This is a genomic window from Halomonas sp. DP3Y7-2 (assembly GCF_019800795.1).
In the GTDB taxonomy this organism is placed as follows: Bacteria; Pseudomonadota; Gammaproteobacteria; order Pseudomonadales; family Halomonadaceae; genus Halomonas; species Halomonas litopenaei_A.
The window spans coordinates 681,053-696,852 of sequence record NZ_JAHVKJ010000010.1 but is presented as its reverse complement, the minus strand read 5'-3'; the positions used below and the strand labels follow the sequence as shown (position 1 = coordinate 696,852).

Annotated in this window: 12 protein-coding genes; 4 read left to right on the top strand and 8 right to left on the bottom strand. The window is 59.7% G+C overall.

The window, feature by feature from the left end:
* Positions 1-280 precede the first annotated feature (280 nt).
* Together KUV45_RS15460 and KUV45_RS15455 are read right to left on the bottom strand one after the other, a co-directional pair.
* A complete protein-coding gene (locus tag KUV45_RS15460; RefSeq protein ID WP_222162066.1) occupies positions 281-1,288 on the bottom strand; it encodes a tripartite tricarboxylate transporter substrate binding protein in 1,008 nt (335 codons plus the stop codon).
* Positions 1,289-1,396: 108 nt separating this feature from the next.
* The gene (locus KUV45_RS15455) at positions 1,397-2,140 is read right to left on the bottom strand and encodes a ribonuclease activity regulator RraA (protein WP_222162065.1); all 744 of its coding nucleotides are present in this window, start codon (positions 2,138-2,140) and stop codon (positions 1,397-1,399) included.
* 388 nt (positions 2,141-2,528) lie between these two features.
* On the opposite strand from KUV45_RS15455, the gene KUV45_RS15450 reads away from it, so the two are divergent.
* Complete coding sequence (locus KUV45_RS15450; protein ID WP_308126716.1) at positions 2,529-3,293, top strand: SDR family NAD(P)-dependent oxidoreductase; 765 nt, start codon at positions 2,529-2,531, stop codon at positions 3,291-3,293.
* Positions 3,294-3,406: 113 nt separating this feature from the next.
* On the opposite strand, the gene KUV45_RS15445 is transcribed toward KUV45_RS15450, so the two are convergent.
* The 5 genes from KUV45_RS15445 to KUV45_RS15425 form a co-directional block, all read right to left on the bottom strand.
* A complete protein-coding gene (locus KUV45_RS15445) occupies positions 3,407-4,000 on the bottom strand; it encodes a helix-turn-helix domain-containing protein (RefSeq protein WP_222162064.1) in 594 nt (197 codons plus the stop codon).
* An 87-nt stretch (positions 4,001-4,087) separates the two neighbouring features.
* Positions 4,088-4,510 (bottom strand): nuclear transport factor 2 family protein, encoded by a 423-nt coding sequence (locus KUV45_RS15440; protein WP_222162063.1) that lies wholly within the window; start codon positions 4,508-4,510, stop codon positions 4,088-4,090.
* Positions 4,511-4,590: 80 nt separating this feature from the next.
* Complete coding sequence (locus tag KUV45_RS15435; protein WP_222162062.1) at positions 4,591-5,967, bottom strand: FAD-binding oxidoreductase; 1,377 nt, start codon at positions 5,965-5,967, stop codon at positions 4,591-4,593.
* A gap of 70 nt (positions 5,968-6,037) precedes the next feature.
* Entirely contained in the window at positions 6,038-7,705 is a 1,668-nt protein-coding gene (locus KUV45_RS15430) for a BCCT family transporter (RefSeq protein ID WP_222162061.1), read from the bottom strand.
* A 490-nt stretch (positions 7,706-8,195) separates the two neighbouring features.
* On the bottom strand, positions 8,196-9,122 hold the full coding sequence (locus KUV45_RS15425) for a LysR family transcriptional regulator (protein ID WP_222162060.1): 927 nt from the start codon (positions 9,120-9,122) through the stop codon (positions 8,196-8,198).
* 120 nt (positions 9,123-9,242) lie between these two features.
* On the opposite strand from KUV45_RS15425, the gene KUV45_RS15420 reads away from it, so the two are divergent.
* On the top strand, positions 9,243-9,965 hold the full coding sequence (locus KUV45_RS15420; protein ID WP_222162059.1) for an SDR family oxidoreductase: 723 nt from the start codon (positions 9,243-9,245) through the stop codon (positions 9,963-9,965).
* 87 nt (positions 9,966-10,052) lie between these two features.
* Here the strand turns inward: KUV45_RS15420 and KUV45_RS15415 are convergent, their stop codons facing one another.
* Positions 10,053-12,305, bottom strand: a complete 2,253-nt coding sequence (locus KUV45_RS15415; RefSeq protein ID WP_222162058.1) for a TonB-dependent siderophore receptor — start codon at positions 12,303-12,305, stop codon at positions 10,053-10,055.
* Between the two features lie 655 nt (positions 12,306-12,960).
* Between KUV45_RS15415 and KUV45_RS15410 the strand changes: the two genes are divergently transcribed.
* Together KUV45_RS15410 and fhuB are read left to right on the top strand one after the other, a co-directional pair.
* Positions 12,961-13,779 (top strand): ABC transporter substrate-binding protein, encoded by an 819-nt coding sequence (locus tag KUV45_RS15410; RefSeq protein WP_222162057.1) that lies wholly within the window; start codon positions 12,961-12,963, stop codon positions 13,777-13,779.
* On the top strand, positions 13,776-15,797 hold the full coding sequence (gene fhuB, locus KUV45_RS15405) for a Fe(3+)-hydroxamate ABC transporter permease FhuB (RefSeq protein WP_222162056.1): 2,022 nt from the start codon (positions 13,776-13,778) through the stop codon (positions 15,795-15,797). Before KUV45_RS15410 ends, fhuB begins: the two co-directional genes overlap by 4 nt.
* Positions 15,798-15,800 lie beyond the last annotated feature (3 nt).

Here is a 15,800-nt window from a genome sequence, read left to right as displayed (position 1 = left end):
CGCAACCAGGAGCCGACCACACAATGATCATTGGGTAGGAACGGAAACGGACAGCGACGTAAGGGAAACACTGCATAAATGCCTGCGCGGACGAGTCGCTGCGTTGCGCGCTGCTCGAACTCCTCACCTATACCGCATAGGCTCCGGGTTCTGCGCTGCGGGCGCCTAGCATCTCATTGCGCTCGGCTGATGTATTCAGCGCTTCCTAAGGTCCTCCGCTCCGTTTCCGTGGGTGGCGATCGGCGAAGATCGCCAGATGCTGGCGACCTTCGCGTCAGTCTTACAGGTTCAGCTCATCCATCGCGGCAAAGGTTCTCTGCTGGTAGCTGGCGATCCAGTCGTCGACCTCCTCGCTGCCCAGCCACCCTGGCGTCACTCCAATGCTGGTGACCCACTGCTGGAACTCATCACTTTCGTAGGCGTCCTGATAGGCGGACTCCAGCGTGTCGATCACGTCCTCGGGTGTATTCGCGGGGGCCGCCAGGACAATGAAACTGCCGGTCTCAAGCTCGATGCCAAACTCGGATATCGGCGGGACCTCCGGGTACGCAGGATTCTGTGAACCGGACAGTTCGACCACACCCAGCGCGTCGCCGGAGGACAGGATGCCGGAGAAGTCTCCCAGGCTCGAAATCGCTCCGTCGATTTCTCCGGACAACAGGGCTTCGGCCTCCGCAGTGGAGGATCCCGGATAGGAGATCACGTTGAAGCTCACCCCCGTCGCGGCCTCCAGTCGGCGCACCGCCAGGTAAGGGCCAGATCCTTCCGGCGCTACACCAATGCGCACAGTACCGGGGTTCGCTCGGGCCGCCTCGATCAGCTCTTCGTAGGAGCCGTAACCAGACTGCTTCGACACCACGATGGCATCGGCCTCCTGGGTCACACGGGCGAAGGGTTCAAGCTTATCCAGCGAGTAGCCCGGGACCATATTGCCCCGCGGCAAGGTCACCACGCTATCGTAGGTCAGCACTCCGATGGTGTGGCCATCAGGACGCGCCTTGGCCAACTGCATCAGGCCGGTCGCGGTGACAGCACCACCGATATTCTCGACGTAGACAGAGGTCGGCAGCGCCTGCTCGGCCAGATTACTGATCTTGCGCGAGATAGCATCGGCACCACCTCCCGCCGGCCACGGCACGATCATTCGCACGTCGCGCTGGGGGAAGTCGGCCTGGGCCACAGGCACGGCGACTGCGGCAGCCAGGAGAACACTTGCCAGGGTACCCCCGGTCGTGACGGAAGCAAGGCGTGACCACTGGCGAGTCGAGAGCAAGGTGTGAGCAGTCATGGCGGCTCCTTTCATTATTGATTGTGATAGTCGAGTGAGTGGCCACTGGAAGTGACCAGTCATCGTGTTGCAGTGAGGCGTCAGCGCGGCTGCATCAGTGCTGCAACCTCAACGCGACTGCTGCTGACGCAGGTAGGCCTGATACTCCTCCTGGGCCTGCTCGTTGGGCGGGTAAAGGCCGATGACCTTGGCCCCAGCGCTGACTTTCTCAAGCACGTAGGCCTCGAAGGCCTCCATACCTGCCGCCTCTTCTGCGACTTCATCAGCCAGCTCCAGCGGAATGACCATGACGCCGTCACCATCACCCACCAGGACATCGCCCGGGTAGACCGGGACGCCGCCACAGCCGATGGGCTGCTGGATGTCCACGGCATGGTGCTTGGTCAGGTTGGTCGGGGCACTGGGCTTGGTACAGAACACCGGCATCGACATGGTCTCGGCGTACTCCGAGTCACGCACTCCCGCGTCGGACACAAAGCCCGCGCACTCGCGCACCTGCAACCGGGTCAGCAGGATGCTCCCGGCACTGGCGGCGCTGGCATCCTGACGGCAGTCGGACACCAGAACACGCCCCGGTGGCACTGTCTCGACGGCCAGGCGCTGGGGATGCTCTGGATCACGAAACGCAGCGACCGTGTCGAGATCTTCCCGGGCCGGGATATAGCGCAGTGTGTACGCCTGCCCCACCATCTTGACCGGGGCGGTGTTCATGCGTCCGACGTTCTGGATGTAGGTATTTTTCAGGCCACGCTTGTGCAGCAAGGTGTGCAGCGATGCCGTCGACGCGCGCATCAGGCGCTCACGGGTCAGGCTGGACAACTCGGGGTGGGGGTAATCGTTGATGATGCTCATGGGCTTCGCCTGTTCTGGGCCCACCGGGCCGGTAAGTGACGTGGTCACTATAGAAATCGCCCTGCCGCTTTTCAAACAACTTTTTACAACTTATCTATCCCCACACCTCTTCAGAGCCAAGAAGCATGTTACATCGCTTTCAACATCAATCACCAAAACGCTGAAATAAAACATTTTTTACGTAAAAATAGCACGCCAGGTAGCGACGCCATCCTGGCGATTAGACATAGGTATAACAAGGCAATATTTGTATTAACCCAGGCCGTGGAGTCGACACGACGTCTGTTCCCCACCCCCTACGGATGGATCGCAGATGGCACCTCACCATGTCGAGATGAGAAGCTGCTCTTCACCACCAACGGATACACCAGGCTCAAGGAGACACAGGATGACAATGCTTAGCCACTTTTCCCTGACTGGACAGACGGCGCTGGTAACAGGGGCTCGCAGAGGCATCGGCGCGGCCATGGCGCTGGCCTTGGCTGAAGCCGGTGCCGATATCATCGGCATCAGCGCCAGCATGGCCAGCGATGGCGACGAGCTGGGTGAACAGGTGCGCAAGCTGGGACGACGTTTCGAGGGTATCGCCTGCGACCTGTCTGACCGCAAGGCGCTGATGACGCTGGTGGAGGGACTTGGTGAGCGACGTATCGATATCCTGATCAACAACGCCGGCACCATCGAGCGCGCGCCAGCCCATGAACACTCGGACGCGCTGTGGGACCGGGTGATCGACATCAATCTAAGTGCACCTTTCGTGTTGACCCGGGAGATCGGTCGACACATGGTCGACAGGGGCAGCGGCAAGATCATCTTCACTGCTTCACTGCTGTCGTTTCAGGGCGGCATCACGGTACCGGGATACGCCGCCAGCAAGGGCGGCATTGCCCAGCTGACCAAGGCCTTTGCCAATGAATGGGCGGCCCATGGCGTGAACGTCAATGCCATCGCGCCCGGGTATATTGCCACCGACAACACCCAGGCACTGCGGGAAGATTCCGACAGATCCCGAGACATCCTGGCCCGAATCCCCGCTGGACGCTGGGGCAGCCCCGATGACTTCAAGGGACCTGTCGTATTTCTCGCCTCCCGCGCCTCGGACTATATGCACGGCAGCGTCATGACGGTCGATGGAGGATGGATGGGGCGGTAACAATCATGCGAATAGCAGGCTCTAGACTGCTAGCGCCTCTCACTGGGCAGGACACGTCATTCCTTATCTCGAGCTAGCGACACGCCGAGAGTGACGGGCATCACCAACACCTCTCAATACTCCACCCCGGTCATCACCCAGATAACCCGGGTCTCACTGTCACCGGGGTTGCGAATAAGGTGGGGCTCGTCGCCGGTAATGGAGAAGCTGTCACCGGCCTCGAGCCGGTGCTGCTGATCGCCGATGGTGAGTTCGAGCTGCCCGGCTTCGACGTAACCGGCCTCCTCGCCTTTGCGTTGCCTGGGCACCTCTCCGCCGCTCCCCCCCGGTTCCAGCCGCGTCATGATCAGGATCAACTGACCGCTCAAGCGCGGGGACAGCAGCTCCTCGCGGACGCCGATACCGGAGAACTCCATGGCTCGCCGCGCGCTGGCACGCACAATCACATCGCGCTCCTGCTCCGCTATGTCAGCGTCCGCATCAAAGAACCAACTCACCCTAACCCCCAACACATCGCTGATCGACTGCAGTACGCCGATGGGCAGCGATGACGTGCCCCGCTCGACCTGGCTCAAATAGCCGACCGAGCGGTTGATCCGCTCGGCCAGCGTCGCCAAGGTCATCTTGCGGGCCCTACGCAGATCGCGAATCTGCTGGCCAAGCCGCAGGGCATCCTGCTCTGGCGCGCGACTGCTGTTACCGTCCATGGAACGCCCCCCTACTGCTGACCATCGCTTGCTCCGCCATCGGTTAGATCATCCTAGACTACCAGACGACGGTAAGAAGGAGAGGCGTCACCGAGGGATGAAAGGTGGCCGCTGCTTGCGAAACGCCTGCTTGCGAGTGATCTTGCCATCACGCACGGTGAACAGATCGATACCGTCTGCCTCCACGCGCTTACCATCGGGCTGGGTGGCCACAAACGTCGACTCGGACACGATCATCTGCTGTTCACTGGCGCCCTCGACAAACCCGCTGGCGCCCTCGACAAAATAGTGTCTGCCATTGATCCACTGCACGTCAGGCATGGTTCCCCAGGTGTTCTCAAAAGCGGCCTTGACCGCCTCGCGCCCCTCGATTCGCGTGCCATGGGCCTGGTCGCCGGCCACCGTATCGAAGACCACATCGTCTGCGAAATAGCGCATCACTGCATCGCCATCGTGGGCATTGAAGGCTGCGAAGAGGCGATCGAGTTGCTCATTCGTGATCATGGTCATGCGTCATCACTCCTGTCATTGTGGTCGTCACTATCGAGACAGCGAGACAAGGCCCGCCGCCCCCGTTCGACTGCCCATGCCTAGCGCAGGCTGTCGAGAACCTGGAAGTACCGGTAGAGGGCTCGCTGGCCCAGGCGACGCACCGGCCTCAGCGGGTGCCCGGGCAAGGGCGTGCTGAAGATCGGTAGATCCGCCTCCTTGAGGGTTTGCCCCGCGATCAATGCCGCCAGCTTCTTTGAGGCGTAGGCAGAAAAAGCGACCCCGTTGCCGCTGTAGCCCTGGGCGTAGAAAACGCTCTGACCCGGATCTGGCTTGACGATTCGCGGCATCATGTCGTGGGAGATGTCCATCCAGCCGTGGGAGAACCAGGGTGTCTCGATACCGGCAATGGCGGGAAACTTGCGGGCAATGGCCTCGTGCACCACTTTCAGGTGCCGTGGGTTCTGCGCATCAGCCCCACTAATCGCGCTGCGCGTTCCGATTTGAAGGCGCTTTTCCGGCAGGAAGCGATAGTAATAGCGCAGCTTGCGGGTATCGGTGGTCAGAACGGTGGAACGAAAACCGCAGGCCTCGATCTCGTCATCGGTCAACGTCCTGGTCCATACCGAGTTGGCCATGATCGGCATGTTGCGATAGGCAGTTGCCTTATGCAGCTGGGGACTGGTATACCCGGCGGTTGCAATACCTACCGCCCGGGCGCGAATGACTCCGCCAGGGGTCTGGAGGTGATGTACACCATCTGTCGTTGTCCAACCCTCGACCGGGCTTGCGGTGTGGATCCGGGCACCCAATCGACGTGCCATCCGGGCGTAGCCATAGGCCAACTTGAGCGGTTGCACGGCAATGCCGACCGGCTCCAGCATGGCCCCATGGGCCTCCTGGTCGCCGATGTAGCCCTCGAGTACGTCATCGCGACCAAGCACCCGAGTGCTGTAGCCAAGGAGCCGATTGCACAGTCGCGACTCTTCCTTCAAACCATCCAGCGCCTTGGCACTGTGGGCGATCAGCAGGTTACCGTGGTTCTGGGGTTCACAGTCGATCTCAGGATCCTCCGCCATTGACTGGAACACCTCGAACCCTTCCAGGCTGTTGGCATGCAAGCGTCGGGCAGTGTCCTCGCCCCAACGCTTGACCCACTGGCTGCGACTCAGCCTCCCCCAGGCAAGATGTCCTTGCCCGCCATTACGACTGGTACAGCCCCAGCCAATCTGGTTGGCTTCCAGCACGGAGGCCTTGATACCGTACTCACGGGCGAGAAAGAGCGCGGTGGCAAGGCCCGTGAAACCGGCGCCAATCAACACCACGTCGACATCCATGTCGCGATCCACCGGGCCATCATCCTCGGGCGGAGGCCCGGCGTGATGGCGCCAATAACTTGGGGCGTACTCGCGTCCTTCACCGGGAGAAGTGTTCTTGAGCGGGTCATAGTTGGGATCAAATGGCGATAGCACTGGCATCAGACGCTCCTTTTCGAAAGGTGAGCGAGGCGAACATCAACACGTAATAAACTGGCCTCTTTCTCCACTTTTATATTCCTTCTTCTGCATCGCTATGAGACGGCTTACCACCGAGTCGGTAAGGCGCCATTCCCCGGTGAAAGATGCCGATACTGTCATTACTGACGCCACCTTTCTTAGCCGATTTAAGCATTCGATAGACCGATACCATGTAAGCGATTCCGACCACGAAGAAAGGAGCGCCTACGACGATCGCCAAGCTCCTTATCGCATCGAATCCACCTGTAAGCTGGAACATGATGCCAGTAAGACCAATCACCACACCCCAGAGAAGGCGCATTGAAACACGTGGATTTTCATCACCATTGGCGACCTGCATGGCAGCAAAGAAAGAAGCCGAATCAGATGTCGTAACCGCGAAAATGACAATATTGAAAAGCACCGCCAAGCTCATCCACCAGCCACCTTTCATGGTCTCAAGCAGGGCGTAGATGCCAGATTCCGGCTTCTGCTGAACTCCCTCCCACAGCGGAGCTATGCCAGTGACTTCTACATAACCTGCAGACCCACCCCAGATACTGAACCATCCGATCGCCAGCAACATCGGCACAAGGATGACACCGACAATGAACTCTCTAAGCGTTCGTCCTCGCGAAATTCGGGCGATAAATCCGCCACAGAAAGGTATATAGGAGATATACCAAAGCCAGTAGAACACTACCCACCAGCCAAGCCATTCGCGCTGTTCAAAGTTGCCCGCATCGCTCCAGAACTGCAGGGCAAAGACTTCACCAAAGTAATCGCCAATTTGTTGCGTACCGAGGTTGAGCAAGTACTGGGTCGGCGCATGGCCGAAGAACAGCAGCACCAGCAAGATAGAGCCGGCGATCACCATATTCGCCTGACTTAACAGTTTGATCCCCCGCTCCACACCGGTGGCGGCAGAAATCACGTAGGCCACAATGACCGCGATCATTACAAACGCCTGCCCGATAGGGCCGAAATTCAAACCGAACAAGGTCGATAGGCCATAGTTGATGGATGCAACACCAAGACCGATCATGGTGGCATTGCCCCCGATGGTGCCGATAATCCCCAGTGCGTTGGCCAAGCGACCCCATAGGCTGGTGTTACAGCGCTCTCCCAGAATGCCGTAGAGACCGGTAGCCACCGTAAGCGGCAGGCCCAGGCGGTAGGCCGGAAAAGCGATCGCCCAAGCCGCGATCGCAAATACTGCCCAGCCATGCATGCCCCAATCAAGCAACGTCAACTGTACGGCCTTAGCTACTCCAGCCGACTCTCCGGCAACCCCCATATCGATGACATGGGAAGACTGATAAAGATGCGTTAGCGGCTCGGCCACACTGAAGAAAACGAAGCCAATACCGAATCCGCAACTGAAAAGCATCGAAATCCATGCGCTGTATGAGAACTCCGGGACTTCATCATCCGCGCCAAGTTTCAAGTCTCCGTAGGGACTGATCACCAGATACAGACAGAACAGCAGGGCACCGCCCATTCCCAGCAAAAAGCCCCAACCAAAGTTGAAAATCAAAAAATCCCTGGTCGATGACAATGCTTGCCCCATGCGCTCAGGCCATAGCAGTGCACAGGCCATGATCAGGCTGTAGATCAGCAGCACCGGCCAGAACAGAGAGCGGTCATATTGGCCAAAGAGGCGACCAATAGTGCCTGGGGGTGGAATGCTTTCGACATGCGTTATCGATTCTTGTGTCATCGAAAACTCCTTTGACTTGAGTGCTCAATCGCTCTGCGCCAAGGCGTGCCCACGCTTGCTGGTCGCTGCGGTGGCGCAAGCGAGCCGCTGACGTCATCACATTTCCGCAGCTCTATCGCGGCACGATCAAAGCGACTGGAATGTGATCAGATAAACTTTTTATTCACACAAGTGAAAAATAGCACCGTATTTTTCACAATCCAGTGCTTCTTCAATACTCGAGACCAAAGTTCTAGAGGTGTCCGACGCAACATTCGGCTGTTGCCATCGCTCCCCTTCCCCATGACGCAGAGATGTCGAGATGAAAAAGGTGGAGGTGGAGGTGGAGATGGAGGTGGAAGGAGAACGACGAACGGCGAAAGGAGAACACGCAAGGAAAAGCAAAGACGCACACGAAGAAAGCCAATTAAACAGCGACTACATCGGGACTGACGCTACAGCCCTCCCTTCGCCAAGCCCCTCATGCTCATCATAGGCCCATCAAAACCCTCTAACGCACGCGCTTTGCTGCTAGCCCCTCGCGCAGGGCCCGGGTGTACACGTCAGTAAACTCCTGGATCAACCAGCTCATCAGCGCGCGCACTCGCTCAAGCTGATAGCGATGGGGCGGGCAGACCAGCGACAAGGGAGTCGTATCAGACCAATCAGGTAATACCTCGACCAGGTCACCCCGGGCGATGTCCGCCTCGACGTAGACATCGACCAAGCGGGTGACACCAAGGCCAGACAACGCGGCTTGACGCATGGCATGGCCACTGACGATCTTGAAGCCTCCGCGGGCGTGCACTACCCGCTGCTGATTACCCCGCTTCAATAACCAGTGATCAACGCTCCCGTAGATCAACGGCAGCCCCTGCAAATCTTCGGGCCTGCGCACAGGTGCGTGTTGCTCAAGCAACTCCGGACTTGCCACATAGCGCGTGGAGACCTGGTGCAGCCGCCTGGCCACCAGCGTGGAGTCTTCCAGCTCGCCCATGCGCATCACCAGATCGTAGCGGCTCGTCAGCAGGTCTACCCGCAGGCTGGAGAAGTCCAACTCCACTTCGACCCCGGGATTCGCCTGCTGGAACCGAAACACCAGCGGTGCAATGAGTTCTTCGCCTACCAGACCACCCACCGCGTTCATTCGAATCACGCCCTTGAGTTCTCGCGTCGACTGCATGGCCCACTCGGTGGCCGCATCGAGCTGCTGAAACGCCAGAGTCGCGCGCTCGAAGTACCCCTCCCCCACGCTGGTGAGGCGCAAGCGGCGCGTGGTGCGGTGAAGCAACTGCACCTTGAGCGCGCGTTCCAGCTCGGTGATCTGCTGGCTGAGGTTCGCCTTGGACTGGCCAGAAGTATGGGCTGCCGCGGTAAAACTGCCGTGCTCAGCGACCAGCAGAAAGGCACGCGTCCAGCGCCAAGGGATATCGTTCATAAAATGTGAACAGTCATTTTGCAATGGATGGATTTTTCATCATAGCGGCAAGCCCCAGAATGCGCCCCTGTCGATTCACAAAGGCCGTCTCGCACGGCTTTTCACACGCAAAGGTGACCCATGACCAAGCCCCTCGTTGTCATTACCGGAGCCTCTTCTGGCATCGGTGCCGCAATCGCCCGCCATTTCTCCAGCGCCGGACACCCCTTGCTGTTGCTGGCGCGCCGACTCGAACCCATGCAAGCGATGAACCTTTCCGACAGCCTGTGCCGACAGGTCGATGTGACCGACCCATCCGCCCTGGCCAACGCCATTGGCGAGGCCGAGAAGACATTCGGGCCCACGGACCTGTTGGTCAACAACGCGGGGGTCATGTTGCTGGGCCAGCTCGCGACTCAGGATGCAGCAGAGTGGAAGCGAATGCTCGACGTCAACGTGCTGGGCCTGTTGCATGGAACCCAAGCCGTACTGGCCGCCATGTGTGAACGCGGTGCGGGTACCATTCTCAATATCAGTTCCATCGCCGGCAAGAAGAGCTTCCCCAACCACGCGGCTTACGTTGGCAGCAAGTTCGCGGCGAGTGCCATCAGCGAAAACCTGCGTGAAGAAGTGGCCGACAGTGGCGTCCGCGTCATGGCCATTCATCCAGGCGCGGTCGATACGGAGTTACTGGGACACACCACAGACCCCGACATCATAGAAGGCTACCAACAGTGGAAAGCCTCCATGGGAGGCGTACTGCATGCCGATGATATCGCCGCAGCCGCGCTCTACATGTATCAGCAGCCTCAGCATATCAACATCCGCGACGTGACCATTGCGGCAACGCGACAGCCCGCCTGATCGCAAAGGCGCCTCTAACGCCCTCCAGAACGACGACGGGACCACCTCGCCAGGTGGTCCCGCAGCCTTGGGAGTCCCGCTGAACCGTCAGAAGTCGATCGTCGCCGACACCTTGACCGTCATGGGATCTCCCATGGTCACATAGTTCAGGTCATTCGAGGCCGATGCCCAGTAGTCCTCATCGGTCACGTTCTCGATGTTGGCACGCAGGATCAGGTCACTGTCACCCATTGGAGCGGTATAGCGCGCCCCCAGATCAAGCCGGGTCCAGTCGTCGATCTCAAACTCATTGGCAGTATCGACGTACTGCGAGCTGGTATGAATCACTCGCCCTTCAAGGGTAAAACGATCCGTCACGTCCCAATCAGAACCCAGCACAGCGGCAAACTCGGGAACACCCGGCGCGTCATTACCGTCATTGGCACCGTCCGCCGTATGGCGTAGTTCTGGATCAAGCCAGGTCGCACTACCCAGCAGCCGCAGGCGGTCGGTCACTTCACCGTAAAGGCTCAACTCGACACCCTCGTTGACCTGCTCACCGTTGAAGGCGTACGTATTGCGGTCATTGACGTAGGCTTGGGGCTGTTCAATGCGAAACACGCTAAGCGTGGCACCAAGGCCACCACCATCGTACTTGATCCCCACCTCATTCTGGTCTGAACGCGCAAGCCCGATCACCTGGCCCGCATTGGTGACCGGCATGCCATTGGCCGTGCCAGGGGCAGGATCGGTCGGTTGCAGGGCTTCGATATGGTTCGCGTAGAGCGACACGTTTTCCCAGGGCTTGACGACAATCCCGTATAGCGGAGTCCAACGATCTCCGGATACGGTGCTCTCCACCTCTCCTTCATAGGTGAAGTTACGAATATCGATATCCTGATAGCGAGCGCCCACGGTCAACAACACGCGCTCGTCCAGGAAGCCCAACGTATCGGACACCGCCACACCATTGGTGATGGTACGCGAGCGCCGGTTGGGGTCGCTGAGATCACCACCGGAAAACGTTGTCTCCGGGTAATCAAGATCAACCGGATGATAGATATTGGTGGCCTGCGCACTGCCCAGGGTCCAGGCCGATCGCGTCGTGCGACTGTAGCCGGAGTACCCCAGGTTGAGCTGATGATTGACGGCCCCGGTCTGCCAGTCGCCTCGAATCCCTGCCACGCCGGTCACGGTTCCCGAGCGGTAGGGAACCCCCAGGCGTGATGCGGTAGCGTCGCCCTCTTCATTCTGTAGCGTCAACGACGAGTATTCTCCGGACTCGTGGTTGTTGTTGCCTCCAATCGTGGCATAGGCCGTCCAGCTGTCGCTCAGGTCGTACTCACCGCGCAACATGCCAAAGCCGCCTTCCAGTGACGTCTCTTGCCAGTCAGGTCCGTAGTTGCTGCTGGCATCCGGTGCGTCGGGGAAGTCATCGCCAGGCATCAAGGCACCGGCTTTGACGATAGGACGCCCCCCGTCAAGCTCGGCTTTTTGATAACCGAGGTCCAGCGACGCCCGAAATCTCTCACCACGATAGTCCAGCGCGACACTGGCAGCCGTGGCACTCGCTTCTTCGTCATCGATGGCCGTATCACCCCTCGACCTGTCGACAGTCGCACGCACACCGAACTGCTGCTGCTCTCCGTAGCGGCGACCCACATCCACGGTGGTGCCGACCTGATTGTCGGACTCGATACTGGTGGTGATGCGCGTCAAGGGTTCGTCCGGCGCGCGCTTTGGCTCGATATTGATGGCCCCACCGACACCAGAGCCCCCCGGAGGAATGCCATTGGCAAAGGCGCTGGCACCCTTGAACACCTCGACCCGGCTGGCGATGCTGGTATTGATGATCTGGCGAGGCAGGACCCCGTAAAGGCCACCATAGGACACATCGTCGGTGTAAAGGCGAAACCCGCGTACCGAAAAGGTTTCGGCAAAATTTCCAAAGCCATACTCACTCTGTACTGAGGCGTCATTGTCCAGTACATCGGCCAGGGTATCGGCCTGCTGGTTCTCGATCAGCTGATCCGTGTAGCTGATGACATTGAACGGCACATCAAAGCTCGATTGCTCCCCGAGAATTCCGATGCGCCCACCTGCCGCCACCTGCCCACCTGAAAACTCCGGCACTGTCTCGTGACCACGATCACGCCATTGCTCCCCCACCACCGTCACGGTACTCAGGTCCATGGCCCCATCGCCGGCGGATGCCGTTGACGCTTGCTCTTGCGCTAGCGCAGCCAAAGGCAGAAACGCCAGCATGGCGACTCCCAGTGTCGGCAAGCCTGCGGGGACAACGGGACGAAGCAAGGACTCTCCTGACATGCCAAGACGGGAGTTGGGAGCCAACGCAAACATGTTATTTCCTTGTTGCGACGAGGCACACTGGCACAAGAGCAAAGCAAGCAGCATCCTCAGGCTGCGCCGGGGGATGAATGTCACGGCACATCAGGCTAACTCCCGTCCATGGCAGACGGCCTGTCGCGATCATTCGTGCCCCTGGGCGACTTGTCACAGACAACCATTATCTGCAGCAAGCCAGTGGGCGCGGGCCTTGCCATGCCCTCCAGCGTCTCGTCGTTGAGTGGTGACGGAGCGGTTAAGGGTCGCCACTTTAATTGATAATGATTGTTTTTTAAAATAGTATTTGCACTTCTTGCTTTTGCCCAGATGTAACATCTGGGTTTTAAGATCTGGATTTAACAATCTGCTGTTGATGATTTGGTCATGGCCTGCCTCGTCATGGCCAACGTATTGGTGTCTGGATATCCGCATGCCCCAACGTCCCCACGCTTGCCACTGGCCGTCATTCTCACGGCGGGGGCTCTTTCGACGGTCACGGTCTCGACGGACACTCTTTCGACGGACACTCTTTCGACGGACACTCTTTCGACGGTCACTCTTTCAACGGACCCTGTCTCGACAGGCTGGCACTTGGCTGGCGGCATGTCTTTACCTGTGGATGGCTACTGCTTCAGCAGGTGAGACCTGGACAGCTCACCCAGATCTACCAGTGGTTTCCTCTCCCCGTATTGCCTCGGCGAGTTGGCCTGTCACCGAAACCTTACTGGCACTTGGCGTCACGCCAATGGCCACGGCAGATATTCCAGGCTACGACAAATGGGTGGTGGAGCCGCCGATTCCTGATGGGGTCAAGGACCTGGGCCTGCGCAACCAGCCACACCTGGAGTTGCTGGCCCTGGACCCGCCCGACCTTCTGCTGACCAGCGACCTTTTCTCGGGGGACAACGCCAGGTTATCCCGGATCACCCCCGTCAAGGTCATGAACAACTTCGCGACCGGTCAGCCATATCTTGAGGCCACGATCGCCATGACCCGGGAAATCGCTCGTCTCAGCGGGACTCAGCAGCAAGCAGAAACTCTTGTTTCCAGCACGCTGCAGCACCTGGCAGACACACGCGACCGCCTCAGCGGAAACCCGAGGGAGCTCTACGTCATACGCCTGATCGACGAGCGGCATGTTCAAGTCTTTGGCGAACACAGCATGTTGGAAGCGGTGTTCGATCAGACGGCGCTCACCAATGCCTGGCAGGGCCCTACCAACAGCTGGGGCTTTGCTCAGGTCCCCATCAGCCTGCTGGCCGAGAATCCACAGGCAGAGATCGTGATCATCGCCCCCATCGACCAACAGGTGCTGCGACAACTGCCCACCAACGAGATCTGGCGTCGGCTCCCTGCCGTCCGCGAAGGCCGGGTCACCATCACGGATCCCATCTGGCTCTACAGTGGTCTACGTTCTTTCCAGCGCCTGCTGGAGCAGCTCGAAGCACACCTGTCGACTCCAGATGTTCAGCAGGCTGATGCCAGATGACCACCGCCCACTGCACGCATTCTCCAGCGGCCCAGCGCTCCCCTCTCGGCCTTGCTCTCATCCTTGCGGCAGCGGCCTTGTTCATGGCCTGGCTGGTTCTCGACAACGAATACCAGGCGTTGCAAGGACAGTGGTGGCAAGCACTGATGTCGCCAGAGGGCAGTGACATACAACAGGCAGTCCTGCACTACACCTTTCTGCCCCGCCTGTGCACGGCTCTGGTCAGCGGCGCCTGCCTGGCGCTGGCGGGCTGCGTTATTCAGCAGGTCATGCGCAATCCTCTGGCCTCCCCATCGACACTTGGCATTTCCAGCGGTGCACAGCTGGCGCTGGTGGTGTCCACCATCTGGTTTCCCGGCATGCTCGCGGGGGGACGCGACATCATCGCCATGGTCGGAGGGTCGGCCGCCACATTGCTGGTACTGGCGATCTCCTGGAGGCGAGATCTTGCCCCTCTGGTGGTCGTGCTGGCAGGCATGGTGGTCAGTCTCTACATCAGCGCCATCAATGGCGCGGTCATGCTGTTTCACCACGAGAGCTTGAAGAACGTATTGATGTGGGGAGCGGGTGCACTGGACCAAGCAGGCTGGCACGACAGCCAACAGCTACTGCTGCGCCTTGCCGTCGCCATCGCGGTCGCCGGTGTACTCGCTCCCAGGCTGGCGCTGCTGGACCTGGAAGCCGCCAGTGCGCGCAGTCTTGGGGCATCGCTGGTGCGCCTGCGGGTCGCCGGTCTTGGGCTTGCCATTCTGTTGACCGGCAGTGTGGTCAGTGCCGTGGGCTTGATTGGCTTCATCGGCCTGGCCGCACCGATGCTGGTAAAGCTCGCCGGAGCGCGCACTCTCGCCCAACGGCTGGTATGGTCCACCATCGTGGGCGGACTGCTCTTGCTGGTCACTGACCTGGCGGTCCAGTGCCTGGCCATGTGGACAGCGATTCATCTACCGACGGGGGCCGTTTCGGCAGCGCTTGGCGCCCCCTTGCTGCTGTGGCTACTACCACGACTTCACCTGTCTTCGGGAAGGCCGTCCCCCGTCACCGCGGGCCCTCGTCCCAGCGTTCATCCGCGACGAACCCTTTGGATCCTGACCATCCTGTTGCTACTTGCCATCGGCATTGCGCTGTTCGCCAGTGTCGAGCCTCCCTCACTGACATGGACGCTACCTGGCACAACCGCATGGGACGACATCGCCCCGTGGCGCCTGCCGAGAGTGGCAACGGCGGCATCAGCCGGATTGATATTGGCACTCGCTGGCACCGTGTTGCAACGCGTGACGGGCAACCCGATGGCAAGCCCCGAAGTCCTCGGCATCAGTGCGGGGGTGGCCATGGGCGTCATCGCCTTGCTGTTGTTGCCGTTTCACATCACGCCGCTGTCATCTGTCGCAGGCGGATTGCCGGGCGCGTTGGTGGCGCTGACGATACTTGTCGCCTGCACCGCAAGACAGAGCTTTGCGCCGACGCGACTGCTGCTGACAGGGGTGGCAATTTCGGCGCTGCTGGATTCTGTTCAGACCATTGCTTTGTCGAGCGGAGATCCGCGCATCCAACAACTGCTGTCCTGGCTGTCTGGCTCTACCTACTATGCCAGTGCCACGTCTAGTATCTGGTTGATGGGAATATCCCTGGCGCTCGCCGCCCTTCTTGCGGCCTTTATTCGCTGGTTGGATATTCTTCCACTCGGCGTGGCCTCTGCGTCGGCACTGGGCATCAATATCACGGCCAGCCGCGCCATCTTGCTGGGGCTCGTCGTACTGATGACGCTTGCCGCCACTCTGAGCGTGGGCCCGCTGACCTTTATCGGCCTGCTGGCGCCCCACATGGCGCGACAGCTGGGCTTTTCCAAGGCACGCGATCAACTGCTCGCCGCCGCTTGCCTAGGGGCCAGCGTGATGGTCTTCGCCGATTGGATAGGTCGTCAGTTGCTGATGCCCTATCAATTGCCTGCCGGTATGGTCGCGGCAATCATCGGCGGAGCCTACTTCATGTGGGGGCTGGGTCGCCCCCACCAGCGCTAGTCG

What these genes read in the sequence shown, in the direction of transcription:
- KUV45_RS15455 (WP_222162065.1), bottom strand. Translation starts at nt 2,140, where the DNA reads ATGAGCATCATCAACGATTACCCCCACCCCGAGTTGTCCAGCCTGACC.
- KUV45_RS15425 (WP_222162060.1), bottom strand. Translation starts at nt 9,122, where the DNA reads ATGAACGATATCCCTTGGCGCTGGACGCGTGCCTTTCTGCTGGTCGCT.
- KUV45_RS15430 (WP_222162061.1), bottom strand. Translation starts at nt 7,705, where the DNA reads ATGACACAAGAATCGATAACGCATGTCGAAAGCATTCCACCCCCAGGC.
- KUV45_RS15435 (WP_222162062.1), bottom strand. Translation starts at nt 5,967, where the DNA reads ATGCCAGTGCTATCGCCATTTGATCCCAACTATGACCCGCTCAAGAAC.
- KUV45_RS15415 (WP_222162058.1), bottom strand. Translation starts at nt 12,305, where the DNA reads ATGTTTGCGTTGGCTCCCAACTCCCGTCTTGGCATGTCAGGAGAGTCC.
- KUV45_RS15420 (WP_222162059.1), top strand. Translation starts at nt 9,243, where the DNA reads ATGACCAAGCCCCTCGTTGTCATTACCGGAGCCTCTTCTGGCATCGGT.
- KUV45_RS15440 (WP_222162063.1), bottom strand. Translation starts at nt 4,510, where the DNA reads ATGACCATGATCACGAATGAGCAACTCGATCGCCTCTTCGCAGCCTTC.
- KUV45_RS15460 (WP_222162066.1), bottom strand. Translation starts at nt 1,288, where the DNA reads ATGACTGCTCACACCTTGCTCTCGACTCGCCAGTGGTCACGCCTTGCT.
- KUV45_RS15450 (WP_308126716.1), top strand. Translation starts at nt 2,529, where the DNA reads ATGACAATGCTTAGCCACTTTTCCCTGACTGGACAGACGGCGCTGGTA.
- KUV45_RS15445 (WP_222162064.1), bottom strand. Translation starts at nt 4,000, where the DNA reads ATGGACGGTAACAGCAGTCGCGCGCCAGAGCAGGATGCCCTGCGGCTT.
- fhuB (WP_222162056.1), top strand. Translation starts at nt 13,776, where the DNA reads ATGACCACCGCCCACTGCACGCATTCTCCAGCGGCCCAGCGCTCCCCT.